This is a genomic window from Streptomyces sp. NPDC001985 (assembly GCF_040296845.1).
In the GTDB taxonomy this organism is placed as follows: Bacteria; Actinomycetota; Actinomycetes; order Streptomycetales; family Streptomycetaceae; genus Streptomyces.
The window spans coordinates 15,536-33,053 of record NZ_JBEOYB010000020.1; the positions used below are offsets into that span (position 1 = coordinate 15,536).

At 72.0% G+C, this 17,518-nt stretch carries 16 protein-coding genes; 5 read left to right on the plus strand and 11 right to left on the minus strand.

Annotated elements, in window-relative coordinates; genetic code table 11:
- Positions 1 to 477 precede the first annotated feature (477 nt).
- Positions 478 to 1,932 carry a hypothetical protein gene (locus ABT122_RS11580; protein WP_351548982.1) on the minus strand — a complete coding sequence of 485 codons (1,455 nt, stop codon included), beginning with the start codon at positions 1,930 to 1,932 and terminating at the stop codon, positions 478 to 480.
- A 323-nt stretch (positions 1,933 to 2,255) separates the two neighbouring features.
- Here ABT122_RS11580 and ABT122_RS11585 point away from each other — a divergent pair, with 323 nt between their 5' ends.
- Positions 2,256 to 4,103 carry a DUF8508 domain-containing protein gene (locus ABT122_RS11585; RefSeq protein WP_351548985.1) on the plus strand — a complete coding sequence of 616 codons (1,848 nt, stop codon included), beginning with the start codon at positions 2,256 to 2,258 and terminating at the stop codon, positions 4,101 to 4,103.
- A gap of 28 nt (positions 4,104 to 4,131) precedes the next feature.
- Here the strand turns inward: ABT122_RS11585 and ABT122_RS11590 are convergent, their stop codons facing one another.
- A complete protein-coding gene (locus tag ABT122_RS11590) occupies positions 4,132 to 4,863 on the minus strand; it encodes an antibiotic biosynthesis monooxygenase (RefSeq protein WP_351548988.1) in 732 nt (243 codons plus the stop codon).
- Between the two features lie 168 nt (positions 4,864 to 5,031).
- Here ABT122_RS11590 and dapA point away from each other — a divergent pair, with 168 nt between their 5' ends.
- A complete protein-coding gene (gene dapA / locus ABT122_RS11595; RefSeq protein WP_351548991.1) occupies positions 5,032 to 5,946 on the plus strand; it encodes a 4-hydroxy-tetrahydrodipicolinate synthase in 915 nt (304 codons plus the stop codon).
- Here the strand turns inward: dapA and dapD are convergent.
- The 9 genes from dapD to ABT122_RS11640 form a co-directional block, all read right to left on the minus strand.
- A complete protein-coding gene (gene dapD / locus ABT122_RS11600) occupies positions 5,943 to 6,923 on the minus strand; it encodes a 2,3,4,5-tetrahydropyridine-2,6-dicarboxylate N-succinyltransferase (RefSeq protein ID WP_351548994.1) in 981 nt (326 codons plus the stop codon). The two genes, dapA and dapD, sit on opposite strands and share 4 nt — an antisense overlap.
- A gap of 648 nt (positions 6,924 to 7,571) precedes the next feature.
- On the minus strand, positions 7,572 to 7,910 hold the full coding sequence (locus ABT122_RS11605; protein ID WP_351548997.1) for a metal-sulfur cluster assembly factor: 339 nt from the start codon (positions 7,908 to 7,910) through the stop codon (positions 7,572 to 7,574).
- Positions 7,907 to 8,371, minus strand: coding sequence for a Fe-S cluster assembly sulfur transfer protein SufU (gene sufU, locus ABT122_RS11610; protein ID WP_351549000.1), 465 nt, complete (start codon positions 8,369 to 8,371; stop codon positions 7,907 to 7,909). The genes ABT122_RS11605 and sufU overlap by 4 nt, the downstream gene beginning before the upstream one ends.
- A gap of 12 nt (positions 8,372 to 8,383) precedes the next feature.
- Positions 8,384 to 9,661 (minus strand): cysteine desulfurase, encoded by a 1,278-nt coding sequence (locus ABT122_RS11615; RefSeq protein WP_351549003.1) that lies wholly within the window; start codon positions 9,659 to 9,661, stop codon positions 8,384 to 8,386.
- Positions 9,658 to 10,422, minus strand: coding sequence for a Fe-S cluster assembly ATPase SufC (sufC, locus tag ABT122_RS11620; RefSeq protein ID WP_351549006.1), 765 nt, complete (start codon positions 10,420 to 10,422; stop codon positions 9,658 to 9,660). Before sufC ends, ABT122_RS11615 begins: the two co-directional genes overlap by 4 nt.
- A 7-nt stretch (positions 10,423 to 10,429) precedes the next feature.
- Positions 10,430 to 10,747, minus strand: coding sequence for a non-heme iron oxygenase ferredoxin subunit (locus ABT122_RS11625; RefSeq protein ID WP_351549009.1), 318 nt, complete (start codon positions 10,745 to 10,747; stop codon positions 10,430 to 10,432).
- Positions 10,747 to 11,928 carry a Fe-S cluster assembly protein SufD gene (gene sufD / locus ABT122_RS11630; RefSeq protein ID WP_351549012.1) on the minus strand — a complete coding sequence of 394 codons (1,182 nt, stop codon included), beginning with the start codon at positions 11,926 to 11,928 and terminating at the stop codon, positions 10,747 to 10,749. Before sufD ends, ABT122_RS11625 begins: the two co-directional genes overlap by 1 nt.
- Before the next feature lie 96 nt (positions 11,929 to 12,024).
- Positions 12,025 to 13,446, minus strand: a complete 1,422-nt coding sequence (gene sufB / locus ABT122_RS11635; protein ID WP_351549014.1) for a Fe-S cluster assembly protein SufB — start codon at positions 13,444 to 13,446, stop codon at positions 12,025 to 12,027.
- Positions 13,443 to 14,192, minus strand: coding sequence for a helix-turn-helix transcriptional regulator (locus ABT122_RS11640; protein ID WP_351549016.1), 750 nt, complete (start codon positions 14,190 to 14,192; stop codon positions 13,443 to 13,445). Before ABT122_RS11640 ends, sufB begins: the two co-directional genes overlap by 4 nt.
- 355 nt (positions 14,193 to 14,547) lie before the next feature.
- Here ABT122_RS11640 and ABT122_RS11645 point away from each other — a divergent pair, with 355 nt between their 5' ends.
- The 3 genes from ABT122_RS11645 (at position 14,548) to ABT122_RS11655 (ending at position 17,517) form a co-directional block, all read left to right on the plus strand.
- Positions 14,548 to 15,474 (plus strand): ABC transporter ATP-binding protein, encoded by a 927-nt coding sequence (locus ABT122_RS11645; RefSeq protein WP_351549018.1) that lies wholly within the window; start codon positions 14,548 to 14,550, stop codon positions 15,472 to 15,474.
- Complete coding sequence (locus tag ABT122_RS11650) at positions 15,471 to 16,238, plus strand: ABC transporter permease (protein WP_351549021.1); 768 nt, start codon at positions 15,471 to 15,473, stop codon at positions 16,236 to 16,238. Before ABT122_RS11645 ends, ABT122_RS11650 begins: the two co-directional genes overlap by 4 nt.
- A 118-nt stretch (positions 16,239 to 16,356) precedes the next feature.
- A complete protein-coding gene (locus tag ABT122_RS11655; RefSeq protein ID WP_351549024.1) occupies positions 16,357 to 17,517 on the plus strand; it encodes a hypothetical protein in 1,161 nt (386 codons plus the stop codon).
- The last annotated feature ends 1 nt before the right edge of the window (position 17,518 follow it).

The window sequence follows — 17,518 nt, forward strand, 5'->3', positions numbered from 1 at the left end:
TGAGGGGGGTCGGGGAGGGGAGTGAGCAAACGATTCCTCCCTCGTGAGGGAGGGGTTTGAACACGCGCTCGCCGCAGGGAAAGGAACTGGCCACGGGGATGGCTTGACTTCCCCCCTCCCCAACGCCCCAGGACGGCCCCCGCGCCCCGGTCCCCCGCACGGTGCGGGCCACCGTCGGGGGCCCGCCCCCGAACCCCCGCGCCTCAAACGCCGGCGAGGCTGAGAATCGCACCCCAGCCCACCCGGCGAGACTGAGACACCCCAGCCCGCCCGGCGAGGCTGAGACACCCCCAGCCCGCCCGGCACTTGAGGACAGACCCGCACACCCCCAGCCCGTCCGGCGCTTGAGGACGGACCCTGAGCCACAGGACCCCGCACAGACCCAGCCCCGTCCGGGGCACCTCCCAGAGGTAGCTCTGGGGGAGGTTGAGGACGCACCCCGCGCCACAGGAAACCCGCACCCGCGGGGGCGGACCCTCAGGCTCGCTGGGAGCGGGACTTGAACGCGGCCTTCTTCGCATCCTTCGCCGCCCGCTTGTCCGGGTGCACGCGCCCGATCGCGTCCAGCACCTCCGCGGTCGCCGGATGATCCACCCGCCAGACCGCGTCGAAGAACCCACTGTGCTGCCCCGTCAGCCCCACCACCAACCCCCTCAGCTCCTCCGTCTCCCCCTCCGCGTCCAGCTGCGCCGCGATCGTGTCCACCGACAACCAGAAGATCATCGCCTCGGGCGGCGCCGGCACATCCCCCGCGCCCCGCTCGGCCAGCCACACCCGCGCCAGCCCGCCCAGCTCCAGATCGTCCAGGACCGCCCGGACCTCCCCCTCCGCCCGCTCCCCCACCAGGGTCAGCGCCTGCTGGCAGCGCAGCCGCCGCAGCGGACCGCCCTCGTCGGCGCCGCGGGCCGCCGCGAGCAGCTCATGGGCGGCGGCGGCCGGCTCGCGCCGGGCCAGCCACTGCTCGGTCTCGGCGCGCGCGGCCGGCTCGGGGTAGTGGGCGATCCCGTCGAGCAGCGCGTCCGCCCCCTTGTCCGCCAGCTCCCCCACCGCGGGCGCCCCCACGCCCGCCTCCAGCATCCGGGCCCGGATGCCGTAGAGCCCCAGGGGGGTGAGCCGGACCAGTCCGTACCGGGAGACGTCCTCGTCGTCGACGGAGGGCGCGGCGGCCCCCGCCGCCTCGCCCTCCTCGATCATCAGCGACTCGTCCACCGGCTGGTAGTCCACCAGCCCCACCGGCTCCAGCAGCCGGAACTGGTCGTCCAGCCGCATCATCGCCACCGACACCTGCTCCAGCACGTCGTCGGTGGGCTCCCCCATGTCGTCGGGGACGATCATCGAGGCGGCGAGCGCGGGCAGCGGCACCGGCTGGTCGGCCGCGGCGCCGTCCGAGACGGTGAGCAGATACAGATTGCCGAGCACCCCGTCGAGGAACTCCGCCTCCGCCTCCGGGTCCCAGTCCAGCAGCCCGAGGTCGATCTCGCCGTCGTCGCCGATCGCGTCGGAGACATCGTCCAGCAGCGGGGCGATGGCGTCCGCGTGCACGGCCTCCAGCGCCTCCAGCCAGATGGTGAGGATGTCCTGCGGGCTCCCGGAGGTGATCAGCGCCAGATTCTCCCCCGCGGTGACCGTGCCGTACTCCGCGCTCTCGTCCTCGGGGTCCTGGACCTCCACCAGACCGGCGTCCACAGCGGTCCGCCAGGCCTCACTGGCGTACGCCGGTCCGTCCTCGTCCTCGCCGAGCCCCAGCTCCCGCGCCGCCGCGGGCAGTTGCTCGTCGGCCAGCTCGCCGCCCGCGCCCACGCGGGTCTCCGGCCCGGCCCAGCGGGCGAGCCGGACCGCCCTGGTCAGCAGGGGGGCGGCGAGCGCGTCCCGCGCCAGCTCCGCGTCCGAGAGCAGCCGTACGGGCGGGAGGATGGGAGCGTCTTGGGACATCTGGCGGTTTCTCCTCGGGGCGTGCGGGGTCCTGACGTGACCCCGGGACGCTCTCCAGCGTAGACGTATTTCACCGGGTTTCGCCGCCCGGACGGCGTTCCCCGGACACCCCTCGCGGCGCCCGGACACCCGGCGGACGACCCCGTGCGCGCCGGCCGCGCCCCCTTTCATCCGCCGGACCCCCGCCGTCCATCCGGAGGCTCTTGACAAGTTCCCCGCCCACCCAAGAGATTGACGCGCGTAGAGCACCGCCCCCGGGGTCGTCCGGCCCCACCACCAGCGGTGCGACCCGCACTCCCCGCCCCTCGATCCCGGAGCACTCGATGCCTTCCTCCGCCGTACCGAGAACCGCCGCCCTCGCGGCCGCCGTCGCCGCAGCGCTCGCCGCCGGTCTGCTCACGGGCTCCGCCGCCGCGGCCGGCCCCTCGGCCGACGATGTCCGGATTCATGACATCCAGGGCACCACCCGGATCTCCCCGCTGGCCGGCCGGCAGGTCGCCGGGGTCCCCGGCATCGTCACCGGCGTACGGACCTACGGCTCGTCGCGGGGCTTCTGGTTCCAGGACCCGGACGCCGACACGAACCCGGCCACCAGCGAGGGCGTCTTCGTCTTCACCGGCGCCGGCTCCACCCCGGGTGTGCGGGTGGGGGACGAAGTGCTGGTCTCCGGCACGGTGACCGAATTCGTCCCCGGCGGCGCCGCGTCCGGCAACCAGTCGCTGACCCAGCTCTCCCGCCCGGCGGTCACGGTGGTCTCGTCGGGAAACGCGCTGCCCGCCCCGGTGACCATCTCCGCCCGCTCCGTCCCCTCCGCGTACACCCCGGCGGGCGACCCCGCCGCCGGGGGCAGCGTCAACGCGCTGCCGCTGAGGCCCCGCGCGTACGCCCTGGACCACTACGAGTCCCTGGAGGGCAGCAATGTCCGGATCGGCACCTCCCGGGTGGTCGGCGCGACCACCCCGTTCTCCGAGCTGTGGGTGACGGTCAAGCCGCACGAGAACCGCACCGGGCGCGGCGGCACCCGCTACGGCTCGTACACCTCGCAGAACACCGGCCGGCTCCAGATCCAGTCGCTGACCCCGGTCGCGGAACGGCCCTTCCCGAAGGCGGACGTGGGCGATGTGCTCACCGGCCGGACCGAGGGGCCGCTGGACTTCAACCAGTTCGGCGGCTACACCCTGACCGCCCGGACCCTGGGCACCCTCGACGACAGGGGGCTCGCGGCCGAGCGGACCCGTCCGCAGCACCGTGACGAGCTGGCGGTGGCGACGTACAACGTCGAGAACCTCGACCCGTCCGACCCGCAGGAGACCTTCGACGCGCTCGGGCGGGCGGTGGTGGAGAACCTGGCATCGCCCGACATCCTCGCCCTGGAGGAGATCCAGGACAACAGCGGCGCGAGGAACGACGGCACGGTCGCCGCCGACCGGACGGTCCAGAAGTTCACCGAGGCGATCGTCGCGGCCGGCGGACCGGCGTACGACTGGCGCTCGGTCTCGCCCGAGGACGGCAAGGACGGCGGCCAGCCCGGCGGCAACATCCGTCAGGTCTTCCTCTTCAACCCGGAGCGGGTCTCGTTCACCGACCGCGCGGGCGGCGACGCCACCACCCCGACCGGTGTCGTGCGCGACCGGGGCCGGGCGGCCCTGACCCTCTCCCCCGGCCGGATCGACCCGGCCGACAGCGCCTGGGAGTCGAGCCGCAAGCCGCTCGCGGGCGAGTTCGGCTTCCGGGGCCGCCCGGTGATCGTCATCGCCAACCACTTCGGCTCCAAGGGCGGCGACGAGTCCCTCGTCTCGCACCACCAGCCGCCGAACCGCTCGTCCGAGGTCCAGCGGCTGCGGCAGGCGCAGTCGGTGAACGCCTTCGTCAAGGATGTCCTCAAGGCCGACCGGCGCGCGGACGTGCTGGTCGTCGGCGACATCAACGACTTCGAGTTCTCGGCGACGACGGAGGCGCTCACCGACGGCGGGGCGCTCCACCCGGCGGTCGAGTCCCTGCCCCGGAAGGACCGTTACTCCTATGTCTTCCAGGGCAACAGCCAGGTGCTCGACCAGATCCTGACCAGCCCCGCGATCGGCGGCTTCGCGTACGACAGCGTCCACATCAACGCGGAGTTCGCGGACCAGAACAGCGACCACGACCCGCAGGTGCTGCGCTTCCGTCCCTGACGTACCTGACGTCCCTGACGTACGGGGCCTACGCGCCCGGGTGGAGGCTGAGCCCGGGCGCGTAGCGGTTCACCCGCGACACCCGCACCCCGGGGTAGTCCCGCACACGGTGCCAGGGGCCGGTGTCCGAGCCGACGCCGGCGCCGGGGGCCGCGAGGGCCGCCCGGTGGGCGTCGGCGCTCTCCCACTCGGCGTAGTTGAGAACCCTGGTGCCGTCGGTGCCGAGATGGAACGACCCGGAGATCCCGCCCGCGCGCTGCCCGTCGGGGGCCGCGGCGTCGGACCCGATCGCGGTGAGCACGGTGTCCGCCCACTCCCGCTGCCGCACCGGGTCGGGTCCGTCGAACTCGACTTCGACGATCACCACACAGCCGGGCACCCGGGGGTCGTCCGGGCCTCCGCCCACGGACTCGTACAGCTCGTACGAGTGGAGGCCGAGCCGCTCGATCCCGGGCACGGCGGCGTCGATCTCGGCGTTCTTCTCGTCCCGGTAGCGGGCGAAGAACTGCTGGTAGGCCTCCTCGGCGGTCCACTGCGAGTAGTGCAGCAGGGTATGGCCGTCCTCCCCGATGTGGACGGTGTAGGAGAGCAGCCCCACATCCGGCCACTCCCGGCTGTGCCAGGCGCGGGCGATGGCGTCGACGGCCGCCCGCTGGCGCTCCGGGGTCCCCACCTCCCAGGTGGAGATCTTGACCAGGCCGACCCCGGGACGGCGCGGATCGGGACGGGCGTCGGGCTGCTCGACGACGGACTGGGACACGGCGGGACCCCTCTCCCCGGCGCGCCCCGCTGGCGCGCCGTCGGTCACCATCGTGAAACGTCAACTCCGCTTGAGGTCAAGGGCGCGGCCAATCTTCAGTGCTGCTTACAGGTGAACCGGAGCGGAACTAAGTGGACCTTGACGGTCGGCTCACCGAAACTGCCGGACATGAGCACACCACGCCCCTTCGCCCGGGCCCTCTGCGCCATGGTCACTCCCTTCGCCGCCGGCGGGGGGCTCGATCTCGCGGCGGCGGCGCGCCACGCGGTCCATCTGGTGGCCGGGGGCTGCGACGGCCTCGTCCTGAACGGGACCACCGGCGAGTCGCCCACCACCTCCGACGCCGAGAAGACCGCGCTGGTCCGGGCGGTACGGGAGGCGGTCGGCCCGGGGGTGCCGCTGATCGCGGGCGTCGGCAGCGCGGACACCCGCCACACGGTGGAGCTGGCCCGCTCGGCCGAACGCGCGGGAGCGGACGGGCTGCTGGTGGTCACCCCGTACTACAGCCGTCCGCCGCAGCCGGCCGTCGAGGCCCACTTCCGCAGGGTCGCGGACGCGGTCGGCGTGCCGCTGATGCTGTACGACATCCCGGGCCGCACCGGCACCCGTATCGAGGTGGAGACCCTGCTGCGGCTCGCCGGCCACCCGAGGATCGTGGCCGTGAAGGACTGCGCCGGTGATCTGGCCGGCTCGGCGAAGGTGCTGGCGCGCACCCCGCTGGCGTACTACTCCGGCTGCGAGGAGCTGAATCTGCCGCTGTACGCGATCGGCGGCGCGGGGTTCGTGAGTACGGTCGCGAATGTGGCGCCGGGTCCGCTGCGGGCGGTCCTGGACGCCTTCGACGCCGGGGACACCGCGCGCGCGGCCGAACTGCACCGGCGGCTGCTGCCGCTGACCGAGCTGATGATGGCCTCGGGGCTGCCGGGCACGGTGACGGCGAAGGCGCTGCTGGGCGCGGCCGGCGGGGCGGGGCGGATGCGGGAGCCGCTGCAGCCCGCCGGGCCGGAGGTGGCCGACGGGCTGCGCCGGGCGTACGAGGAGCTGACCGCCGGTGTCCGCGATCCGGGTGTCGTCCGTGTCTAGTTGTGGCTGTGGAGCACGTCGTTGAGACCGCCCCAGACCGCGTTGTTCGGGCGGGCCTCGACGGTGCCGGTCACGGAGTTGCGGCGGAAGAGGATGTTGCTCGCGCCGGAGAGCTCCCGGGCCTTGACGACCTCACCGTCGGGCAGGGTGACCCGGGTGCCGGCCGTGACATAGAGCCCGGCCTCGATGACGCACTCGTCGCCGAGCGGGATGCCGACCCCGGCCTCCGCGCCCACCAGGCAGCGCTCGCCGATCGAGATGATCACGCTGCCGCCGCCGGAGAGGGTGCCCATGGTGGAGGCGCCGCCACCGATGTCGGAGCCGTCGCCGACGACGACTCCGGCGGAGATCCGGCCCTCGACCATGGACGTGCCGAGCGTCCCGGCGTTGAAGTTGACGAAGCCCTCGTGCATCACGGTGGTGCCCTCGGCGAGGTGCGCGCCGAGGCGGACGCGGTCGGCGTCGGCGATGCGGACGCCCTTGGGGACGACGTAGTCGGTCATCCGGGGGAACTTGTCGATGCTGGTGACCGCGAGGTGCAGGCCCTCGGCGCGGGCGTTGAGACGGACCGTCTCGATCGCGTCCACGGCGACCGGGCCGAGCGAGGTCCAGGCGACATTGGCGAGCAGGCCGAAGACGCCCTCCAGGCTCTGGCCGTGCGGCTTGACCAGGCGGTGGGAGAGGAGGTGGAGGCGGAGGTAGGCGTCGTGGGCGTCGAGCGGCTTCTCGTCGAGCGAGGAGATGACCGTCCGGACGGCGACGACCTCGACGCCCCGGCGGGCGTCCGGTCCGATCGCCTTGGCGGCGCCCGCGCCGAGGAGTTCCGCGGCCCGCTCGGCCGAGAGCCGCTCGGTCCCGGAGGGGCCGGGCTCGGAGAGCAGTTCGGGGGCGGGGAACCAGGTGTCGAGGACGGTGCCGTCGGCGGTGAGGGTGGCGAGGCCGGAGGCGGCGGCGCCGGGGGTGGTGATATCGCTCATGGGGAGAACCTAACGCGCCCCCGGCCCCCCGGGCCAACCGTCCTCCGCCCGCTTCCCGGGAGCCCCCGGCCGACCGTGACCCCCGGCTGCCCGGGGTACTCATCATCCGGCTCCCCCCGGCCAAGGCCGAGCCGGCGACTCCCGGACCCACCCCGCCCCACGCGGGCACCTGTGACGCGGGGTCCGCCCTCAAACACCCCCAGAGCCGCCTCCGGGAGATGCCCCCGGACAGGCTGGGTCTGCCCGGGCTCCCCCAGTCCGCCGCCTCCGGGAGGTGCCCCCCCAGACGGGCTGACACACCCAACCCCGCCGGAAACCCGGGCAAACCCAGCCCCGCCGGCGATTGAGGCGCGGGGGCTCGGGGGCAGGCCCCCGACCGAGGCCCGCACCACGCGGGCACCTGTGACGCGGGGTCCGCCCTCAAACACCCCCAGAGCCGCCTCCGGGAGATGCCCCCGGACAGGCTGGGTCTGCCCGGGCTCCCGCAGTCCGCCGCCTCCGGGAGGCACCCCCAGACGAACCGGGGTTCACCCAGCCTCAGCCGAAGACCCCGGGCACGAAAGCGCATCGCCCCCGAAAGACGGAAACGGCCGCGCCCACCGGTGGTACCGGTGGGCGCGGCCGTGTCCCGTGCGTCCTCAAGACCTCTCAGACGTTGAACCCGAGCGCCCTCAACTGCTCGCGCCCATCATCCGTGATCTTGTCGGGCCCCCACGGCGGCATCCAGACCCAGTTGATCTTCAGCTCGCTGACAATCCCGTCCGTCGCCGACTTCGCCTGGTCCTCGATCACATCCGTCAGCGGACACGCCGCCGACGTCAGCGTCATGTCCAGCGTCGCGATGTTCGCGTCGTCGATGTGGATACCGTAGATCAGCCCGAGGTTGACCACGTCGATCCCCAGCTCGGGGTCGACCACGTCGTACAGCGCCTCGCGGACCTCTTCCTCCGAGGCCGGCTTCAGGGCCGCTCCTGTGTTCTCCGTCATGCCGTCTTCCTCTCAGGGCTTTCACCCAGAGCCTGGGCGGTCGCGTCCTTCCACGCCATCCAGCTGAGCAGCGCGCACTTCACCCGGGCCGGGTACTTGGAGACACCGGCGAACGCGACCGCGTCCTCCAGCACCTCCTCCATCGCCTCGTCCGGTTCGAGCTGGCCGCGCGACTGCATCAGTTCCAGGAAGGTCGCCTGGATCTTCTGCGCCTCGGCCAGTTCCTTGCCGACCAGCAGCTCGTTGAGGACCGACGCACTGGCCTGGCTGATGGAGCAGCCCTGGCCGTCGTACGACACGTCCTCGACGCGCGAGCCGTCGTACTTCACGCGCAGGGTGATCTCGTCGCCGCACGTCGGATTGACGTGGTGCACCTCGGCGTCACCGTCCCGCAGACCGCGCCCGTGGGGGTGCTTGTAGTGGTCGAGGATGACGTCCTGGTACATCGAATCAAGCTTCACAAGGGCTCCGCTCTACCCGAAGAAGTTACGGACGTGCTCCAGCCCGTCGACCAGCGCGTCGACCTCACCGGGCGTGGAGTACAGATAGAACGACGCCCGCGTGGTCGCAGGAATTCCGTACCGCAGACAGACCGGCCGCGCGCAGTGGTGGCCGACCCGGACCGCGATGCCCTGCTCGTCCAGGACCTGGCCCACGTCGTGGGGGTGGATGTCACCGAGGGTGAAGGAGATCGCGGCGCCGCGGTCCTCGGCCGAAACCGGGCCGATGATCCGCAGATCCGGGACCTCCAGGAGGCGCCGGACCGCGTACTCGGTGATCGCGTGCTCATGCGCCGCGATCTTCTCCATGCCGATGGCGTTGAGATAGTCCACCGCCGCGCCGAGGCCCACGGCCTGGGCGACCGGCGGCGTACCGGCCTCGAACTTGTGCGGCGCGGGCGCGTAGGTGGACGAGTGCATCGACACGGTCTCGATCATCTCGCCGCCGCCGAGGAACGGCGGCAGGTCCTCCAGCAGCTCCTGCCGGCCCCAGAGCACCCCGATACCGGTCGGACCGCACATCTTGTGGCCGGTGAAGGCCACGAAGTCCGCCTGGAGCGCCTGCACGTCCAGCGGGGCGTGCGGGGCCGCCTGGGAGGCGTCGATCAGCACCAGCGCGCCGACCTGCTGGGCGCGGCGCACGATCGCCTCGACCGGGTTGACCGTGCCCAGGATGTTGGAGACCAGCACAAAGGAGACGATCTTCGTCTTCTCGGTGATGACCTCCTCGATGTTGGACAGATCGAGCCGGCCGTCGTCGGTGAGACCGAACCACTTCAGCTTCGCGCCGGTGCGCTGCGCGAGCAGCTGCCACGGAACGATGTTGGAGTGGTGCTCCATCTCGGTGATGACGATCTCGGTGTCGCGGTCCACGCGGTAGGGCTCATCGGCCCAGCCGAGCATGTTGGCGACCAGGTTCAGCGACTCCGAGGCGTTCTTGGTGAAGATCACCTCGTCGCGGCTGGGCGCGTTGATGAAGGACGCCACCTTGGTGCGGGCGCCCTCGTACAGCGCGGTGGCCTCCTCGGCGAGGACATGCACTCCGCGGTGGACATTGGCGTGGTGCTGCTCGTAGTAATTGCTGAGCGCGTCGATCACCTGACGCGGCTTCTGCGAGCTGGCCGCGCTGTCCAGATAGACGAGCTTCTTGTCACCGTGGATCACCCGGTCGAGGATCGGGAAGTCCTTGCGGATCGCCTCTGTGTCGAGGAGGCCGGGGAGGCCGGGGAGCCCCTGACGGGGGTCGGTCACTGGGATGCGCCACCCTTCGCGTAAGCCTCGTAGCCCTCCGCCTCCAGCTTGTCCGCCAGCTCGGGGCCACCGGACTCGGCGATCCGCCCGGCCGCGAAGACATGGACGTGGTCGGGCTTGATGTACCGGAGAATGCGGGTGTAGTGCGTGATCAGCAGGGTGCCGACCTCACCGGACTCGCGGACGCGGTTGACGCCCTCGGAGACGACGCGCAGGGCGTCGACGTCGAGGCCGGAGTCGGTCTCGTCCAGGATCGCGATCTTCGGCTTGAGCAGCTCCAGCTGAAGGATCTCGTGGCGCTTCTTCTCACCGCCGGAGAAGCCCTCGTTCACATTGCGCTCGGCGAAGGCCGGGTCCATGTTGAGGCGCTCCATGGCCTCGCGGACCTCCTTCACCCAGGTGCGCAGCTTGGGGGCCTCGCCGCGGATCGCGGTGGCGGAGGTGCGCAGGAAGTTGGAGACCGAGACGCCCGGGACCTCGACCGGGTACTGCATGGCGAGGAAGAGCCCGGCGCGGGCCCGCTCGTCCACGCTCATCTCCAGGACGTCCTCGCCGTCCAGGGTGACCTGGCCGCCGGTGATCGTGTACTTGGGGTGGCCGGCCAGCGAGTACGCGAGGGTGGACTTGCCGGAGCCGTTGGGGCCCATGATGGCGTGGGTCTCGCCCTGCTTCACGGTCAGGTCGACGCCCTTGAGGATCTCCCGGGAGCCGTTGTCGGCTTCGACGGAGACGTGCAGGTCGTGGATTTCAAGCGTTGCCATGGGTGACTCAGGACTCCTGGGTGACGGAGACGAGCACATCGTCCCCTTCGATCTTTACGGGGTATACGGGGACGGGGCGCGTCGCGGGCAGCCCGGACGGCTTGCCGGTACGGAGGTCGAACGCGGAGCCGTGCAGCCAGCACTCGATCTGGCAGTCCTCCACCTCGCCCTCCGAGAGCGAGACATTCGCGTGCGAGCAGATGTCGTGGATCGCGAAGACTTCGCCCTCGGTGCGGACGACCGAGACGGGGGTGCCGCCGAGTTCCACCCGCAGCGGGGTGTCCTCGTCCAGCTCGCTCAGCCCACAGGCTCGGACGAAGCTCATCAGACCGACGCCTCCAGCTCTTCCTCGATCTTGGTGATCAGGCGCTCCTCGACGTCCGGCAGACCGATCTGCTGGACCAGCTCGGCGAAGAATCCGCGGACGACCAGACGGCGGGCGTCCTGCTCCGGGATGCCGCGGGCCATCAGATAGAAGAGCTGCTCGTCGTCGAAGCGACCGGTGGCGGAGGCGTGGCCGGCGCCGACGATCTCACCGGTCTCGATCTCCAGATTGGGTACCGAGTCGACCCGCGCGCCGTCGGTGAGGACGAGGTTGCGGTTCATCTCGTAGGTGTCGGTGCCCTCGGCGTTGACCCGGATCAGCACATCGCCGATCCAGACCGCGTGGGCGTTCTCGCCCTGGAGAGCGCCCTTGTAGACGGCGTTCGACGTGTTGTGCGGGTTGTTGTGGTCGACCAGGAGGCGGTGCTCCTGGTGCTGGCCCCGGTCGGTGAAGTAGAGCCCGAACAGCTCCGCCTCGCCGCCGGTGGCCGCGTAGGCGACCCTCGGCTGGAGCCGTACGAGATCGCCGCCGAAGGTGACGATGACGGACTTGAAGGAGGCGTCCCGGCCGACGAGGGCGTTGTACTGCCCGACGTGGACGGCCTTGTCGTCCCAGTCCTGGACCGAGACCACGGTGAGCTTGGCGCCGTCGCCGATGAGGTAGTCCACATTGGCGGCGAGGACCGCGTCGCCGGTGTGGTCGATGACCACGACCGCCTCGGCGAAGGGGGCCAGCTCGATGACCTGGTGGCCGTAGGCGACACCGCCCTGGCCGTGCACCGCGATCCGGATCGGCTCGGTGAGCACGGTCTCCTTGGGAACGGTGACGACCGACGCCTGCTCGAAGGAGGTGTACGCCTGTGCGGCGACCCGGTCCACGGGGGTGCCGGCCCGGCCGAGGCGGGCGTCGTCCCGGCCGACGGTCTCGACGACGACGCCGTCGGGCGCGTCGATGACGACCTTGACGCCGTCGCCGGTGGCGACGGCGGTGCCGTCGTGGAGGCCGGCGAGGCGCTCCAGCGGGGTGAAGCGCCACTCCTCCTCACGGCCGTGCGGAACCGGGAAGTCCGCCACGTCGAAGGACGGGGGCGCACTCATACGGGTGGCGACGGTCGACTCGGCGGCCACCGCGATCGCGCCGGCGGTGGTGGAGCCCGCCGGAATGTTCTGAGCCTCAGCCATGGCTGTCGTCGTGCTCTCTCTCTGCCTTCTGGGTCAAGAAATCTGTCGCTGGCGGGGCGGGCGGCGGCGCCGCCCGTCCCGCGGAGGTCGCCGGGGTCAGCCGACCGAACCCTCCATCTGGAGCTCGATCAGCCGGTTCAGCTCCAGCGCGTACTCCATCGGCAGTTCCTTGGCGATCGGCTCGACGAAGCCGCGGACGATCATCGCCATCGCCTCGAACTCGGTCATGCCGCGGCTCATCAGATAGAAGAGCTGGTCCTCGGAGACCTTGGAGACGGTGGCCTCGTGGCCCATGGAGACATCGTCCTCGCGGACGTCCACATAGGGGTAGGTGTCGGAGCGCGAGATGGTGTCGACCAGCAGCGCGTCACAGAGCACATTGGACTTCGCGCCCGGCGCGCCCTCGCCGATCTCGATCAGACCGCGGTAGGAGGTCCGGCCGCCGCCTCGCGCCACCGACTTGGAGACGATGTTCGAGGAGGTGTTGGGGGCCATGTGGACCATCTTGGCGCCGGCGTCCTGGTGCTGGCCCTCGCCCGCGAAGGCGATGGACAGCGTCTCGCCGCGGGCGTGCTCGCCCATCAGGTAGACGGCCGGGTACTTCATGGTGACCTTGGAGCCGATGTTGCCGTCGACCCACTCCATGGTCGCGCCCTCGTAGGCGACGGCGCGCTTGGTCACCAGGTTGTAGACGTTGTTCGACCAGTTCTGGATCGTCGTGTAGCGGCAGCGGCCGCCCTTCTTGACGATGATCTCCACCACGGCGCTGTGCAGCGAGTCGGAGGAGTAGATCGGGGCGGTGCAGCCCTCGACGTAGTGGACGTAGGCGTCCTCGTCGACGATGATCAGCGTCCGCTCGAACTGGCCCATGTTCTCGGTGTTGATCCGGAAGTAGGCCTGGAGCGGGATGTCCACATGGACGCCCTTGGGCACGTAGATGAACGAGCCGCCGGACCAGACCGCCGTGTTCAGCGAGGCGAACTTGTTGTCACCCACCGGGATGACGGTGCCGAAGTACTCCTGGAAGAGCTCGGGGTGCTCCTTCAGCGCGGTGTCGGTGTCGAGGAAGATGACGCCCTGCTCCTCCAGGTCCTCACGGATCTGGTGGTAGACGACCTCCGACTCGTACTGCGCGGCGACACCGGCGACGAGGCGCTGCTTCTCCGCCTCGGGGATGCCGAGCTTGTCGTAGGTGTTCTTGATGTCCTCGGGCAGGTCCTCCCAGGAGGCCGCCTGCTTCTCCGTGGAGCGGACGAAGTACTTGATGTTGTCGAAGTCGATGCCCGACAGATCCGAGCCCCAGCTCGGCATGGGCTTCTTGTCGAACAGCCGCAGGCCCTTGAGGCGCAGCTTCAGCATCCACTCCGGCTCGTTCTTCTTCCCCGAGATGTCGCGGACGACATCCTCGGAGAGTCCGCGCTTGGCCGCGGCACCTGCCGCGTCGGAGTCGGCCCAGCCGAATTCGTACGTGCCCAGCCCTTCGAGTTCGGGGTGGGCAGTCTCCGTGGGGAGAGTCATGCGGGGTTCCTCCCGGCCGTGCTTCCAGATGCTGATGGTGTGGTGGTGCTGCGCGGAATGAACGTCGTGCACACTCCGTCGCCGTGGGCGATGGTGGCGAGACGCTGCACATGGGTCCCGAGCAGACGGGAGAAGATCTCGGTCTCCGCCTCGCACAGCTGCGGGTACTGCTCGGCGACATGGGCGACCGGGCAGTGGTGCTGGCAGAGCTGCTCGCCCTGCTGCGGGGTGGGGGCGCTGCGCGCCGTAGCAGCGTACCCGTCGGCGCTGAGGGCCTTCGCCAGCGCTTCGGTGCGCTCCTCGGGGGGCGCCGCCTCGACGGCCTCGCGATAGGGCCCGGCCTGGGTCTCGGCGCGGTGGCGCGCGAAGGCGGCGACCGCCTTCCCGCCCGCCGTGCCGCCGCCGGCGGCCTGCTCGATCCAGCGCAGGGCGTCGACGGCCAGGGAGTCGTACGACTGGTCGAAGGCGTCCCGGCCGCAGGCGGTCAGGGCGAAGACCTTGGCGGGCCTGCCCCGGGTGCGGGCGCCGTAGACCCGCTGCTCACGGGCCTCGACGACGTTCTCGGCGACCAGGGTGTCCAGGTGCCGGCGGACGGCCGCCTGGGTGAGCCCGAGACGGGCGGCCAGATCGGCCACCGTGGACGGGCCGTGGTCCAGGACGGAGCGCGCGACCCGGTTGCGCGTCGGATGATCGGCGCGTGTCCCGGTCGCGAGTTCCTCCTGAGGGGGCTCGCCAACGTTTTTCACAACACCATTGTTGCGTAATTCACGGGAGGGTGACAACCGCCGTCCACCCCGGGGCGCGGTGCGCTTCGTCACTTAGGGTTACCTAAGGAAAGGGCTTCCGGAGGGGGGTTCACACTTGGTCTGACCAGCGATTTTACCCCCGATCAGGGGGCTGTGCGACCTCCGTCCGCCCCCTGCGGGACCGGCGCTTCACTGGCAGATACATGCCACGTCCGTGCCATGCGCACCACGCCGGACAGGTGCCCCGTACGGCGCAGAGCGCGCGCGGCACGTGCGCGGGGACCCGCGCCCCCGCGCACGGACCCCCCGGCCCCCTCGCACCGAGCCCCCCGGGCGCCCGCCTAGACTCGCGGGCATGCTTAGCGAGCCCGCCGTCCGGATCAGGGGCCTGGTCAAGCGGTACGGAACGAGAACCGCTGTGGACGGCCTCGATCTCGATGTCGCCCCCGGCCAGGTCACCGCCGTCCTCGGCCCCAACGGCGCCGGCAAGACCACCACCGTCGAGATCTGCGAGGGCTACCGCCGCCCCGACGGGGGCACCGTGCGGGTCCTCGGCCTCGACCCCGTCGCCGACGCGGCCCGGCTGCGGACCCGCGTCGGGGTGATGCTCCAGTCGGGTGGCGTCTACTCCGGCGCGCGGGCCGGCGAGATGCTCCGCCACATGGCGAGGCTGCACGCCCACCCGCTGGACGTGGACGCCCTGATCGAGCGGCTCGGCCTCGGCGGCTGCGGGCGCACCGCCTACCGCCGGCTCTCCGGCGGCCAGCAGCAGCGGCTCGCGCTGGCGCTCGCCGTCGTCGGCCGGCCCGAGCTGGTCTTCCTGGACGAGCCGACGGCCGGGCTCGACCCCCAGGCCCGCCGCGCCACCTGGGAGCTGGTGCGCGAGCTGCGCGCCGACGGCGTCACCGCCGTGCTGACCACCCACTTCATGGACGAGGCCGAGGAGCTGGCGGACGAGGTCGCGATCCTCGACGCGGGCCGGGTCATCGCCCGGGGCACCCCGGAGCAGCTCTGCCGGGGCGGCGCCGAGAACACCCTGCGCTTCACCGGCCGGCCCGGACTGGACGTCGGCTCCCTGCTCAAGGCGCTGCCCGACGGCACCCAGGCCGCCGAACCGGTCCCGGGGACGTACCGGATAGCCGGACAGGTCGACCCGCTGCTGCTGGCGACGGTCACCTCGTGGTGCGCGCAGCACGGGGTCATGCCCGACGGCATCTCGGTCGAGCGGCACACGCTGGAGGACGTCTTCCTCGAACTGACGGGCAAGGAGCTGCGCCCATGAGCGCCGGTACGCACACCCCGAAGCCGGGTGCGGCTCCGCTGGGCCGCATGATCGCGGCGCAGACCGCCTTCGAGACGAGGATGCTGCTGCGCAACGGCGAGCAGCTGCTGCTCACCGTCGTCATCCCGTCCCTGCTGCTCGTGCTCTTCTCCACCGTCGACGTCATCGACACCGGGGCCGGCGACCCGGTGGACTTCCTGGCGCCCGGGGTGCTCGCCCTCGCCGTGATGTCCACCGCCTTCACCGGCCAGGCCATCGCCACCGGCTTCGAACGGCGGTACGGAGTCCTGAAGCGGCTCGGCGCCTCCCCGCTCCCCCGCTGGGCCCTGATGTGCGCCAAGACGCTCTCCGTGCTGGTCACCGAGGTGCTCCAGATCGCGCTGCTGACGGTGATCGCCCTAGCTCTCGGCTGGTCCCCGGAGGGCGGCCCGCTCTCCGTTCTGCTGCTCCTGGTGCTCGGCACCGCCGCCTTCAGCGGACTGGGGCTGCTGATGGCCGGCACCCTGCGGGCCGAGGCGACGCTCGCCGCCGCGAATCTGGTCTTTCTGCTGCTGCTGGTGGGCGGCGGGGTGATCGTGCCGCTGGAGAAGTTCCCCGAGGGCGCGCAGTCGGTGCTCGCGCTGCTGCCGATCTCCGCGCTCTCCGAGGGGCTGCGCGATGTGCTGCGGGACGGCGCCGCGCTGCCGTGGGAGCAGCTGGGCATCCTCGCCGTGTGGGCGGTGGCCGGTCTCGGCGCGGCGGGCCGCTTCTTCCGCTGGGAGTAGCAGCGCCCCGCGCCGCGCGGGGACTCGCGCCGTCCGTCTTCCGCCGGCCCCCGCCACACGCCACTATGAGCCTGCGCAAGATCGGCGGTTCGGGTGGCCCGGTCGGCGTGAGCGGCGCGTGGAGGCCACGATGGAGCGGACGGCGGCACTGCGACTGGACGCGGAGTGGGCCAGGATCAGATCCGGCAGGGCCGGTGTCCCGCCCGGGGAGCGGGAACGGCTGCTGCGGGAGCTGATAGCCGCCCTCACCCCGCTCGCCGACGCCGATCCGCCGCTCGCCGCCCGGCTGAGCCTGCGCTGGGCCGATCTCGCCCGGCACCACTTCGACGCGGGGCGGCGCGCCGACGCCCTCACCGCCGCGCACGAGGCCGTGCGCCGCTGCGCCGAGCCCGCCCGGCACGATCCGGAGCACGCCCGCTGGTACGCCAGGGCCCTGCTCGGCCAGGCCGTCTATCTCGCCGAGCCGCTCAGCGACGAGCTGGGGCTGCCCCGGTACGCCTTCCAGCCCACGGGCGACCGCCCGCCGGCCGACGCCCGCGCGGACGGGCTCGCGGCGCTGACCACCACCCGGCGGGCCATGGAGGTCTGGCGCGGCCTGGACCCGGCGGACCCGCGCAACGGGGAGGGGCTCGCGCAGTCCGAGGCCTTTCTCGGCGACCGGCTGGAGGAGCTGGGCGACCCGGTGGAGGCCGCCGCCTGGGCCGTCCGCGCGGAGCGCCGGTTCCGGGAGCTGGCCGTCCGGGACGGGGCGGAGCCGGAGTCCCGGTACGCCACGGCGCTGGAGCACCTGGGGGAGCAGATGGAGCGCCGGCTGCGGCGCTGCCCCTTCCAGGGCGGGCTGACCCGGCTGCGCTCCGGCGGGCTGCTCCCGGAGCGGCTGCTTCCGCTGGCGGTGGTGGCCGCCAGGATCGAGGGGGCGGAGCCGGACGCCATCGCCGCGGGTCTGGCGCTGGAGGGCACGGAGGTGCGGCGGCTGCTGCGGGCCCGCTCCTGGCGGGCGGTGTGGCGGTTCGACGTCCGGGAGGCCGATGGGGCGCCCTGGACCCCGCTGGCGTACCCCTGGCGGGGGACGGACGCGGTCACCGACCGGAGCGCGGCGGCGGTCGCGGCCGAGCTGACCGACGCGTTCCTGCACGCGCCGGGGAGGCCGCCGGCCCCGGCGCGGTGGCGGCTCGCGGTGTGGTGGGAGGAGGAGGACCAGCTCGCGGGGGCCCGCTTCCGGTGCGCGTATCCGCGGGTCCCGGCGGGCGGGGGGACGCGCCCGGGCGACCCCTCGTGAA

Bases quoted from the DNA above. Each gene is read 5' to 3' on its own strand.
- ABT122_RS11580 (WP_351548982.1), bottom strand. From the start codon at position 1,932: ATGTCCCAAGACGCTCCCATCCTCCCGCCCGTACGGCTGCTCTCGGAC.
- ABT122_RS11585 (WP_351548985.1), top strand. From the start codon at position 2,256: ATGCCTTCCTCCGCCGTACCGAGAACCGCCGCCCTCGCGGCCGCCGTC.
- dapA (WP_351548991.1), top strand. From the start codon at position 5,032: ATGAGCACACCACGCCCCTTCGCCCGGGCCCTCTGCGCCATGGTCACT.
- dapD (WP_351548994.1), bottom strand. From the start codon at position 6,923: ATGAGCGATATCACCACCCCCGGCGCCGCCGCCTCCGGCCTCGCCACC.
- ABT122_RS11605 (WP_351548997.1), bottom strand. From the start codon at position 7,910: ATGACGGAGAACACAGGAGCGGCCCTGAAGCCGGCCTCGGAGGAAGAG.
- sufC (WP_351549006.1), bottom strand. From the start codon at position 10,422: ATGGCAACGCTTGAAATCCACGACCTGCACGTCTCCGTCGAAGCCGAC.
- ABT122_RS11625 (WP_351549009.1), bottom strand. From the start codon at position 10,747: ATGAGCTTCGTCCGAGCCTGTGGGCTGAGCGAGCTGGACGAGGACACC.
- sufD (WP_351549012.1), bottom strand. From the start codon at position 11,928: ATGGCTGAGGCTCAGAACATTCCGGCGGGCTCCACCACCGCCGGCGCG.
- sufB (WP_351549014.1), bottom strand. From the start codon at position 13,446: ATGACTCTCCCCACGGAGACTGCCCACCCCGAACTCGAAGGGCTGGGC.
- ABT122_RS11645 (WP_351549018.1), top strand. From the start codon at position 14,548: ATGCTTAGCGAGCCCGCCGTCCGGATCAGGGGCCTGGTCAAGCGGTAC.
- ABT122_RS11650 (WP_351549021.1), top strand. From the start codon at position 15,471: ATGAGCGCCGGTACGCACACCCCGAAGCCGGGTGCGGCTCCGCTGGGC.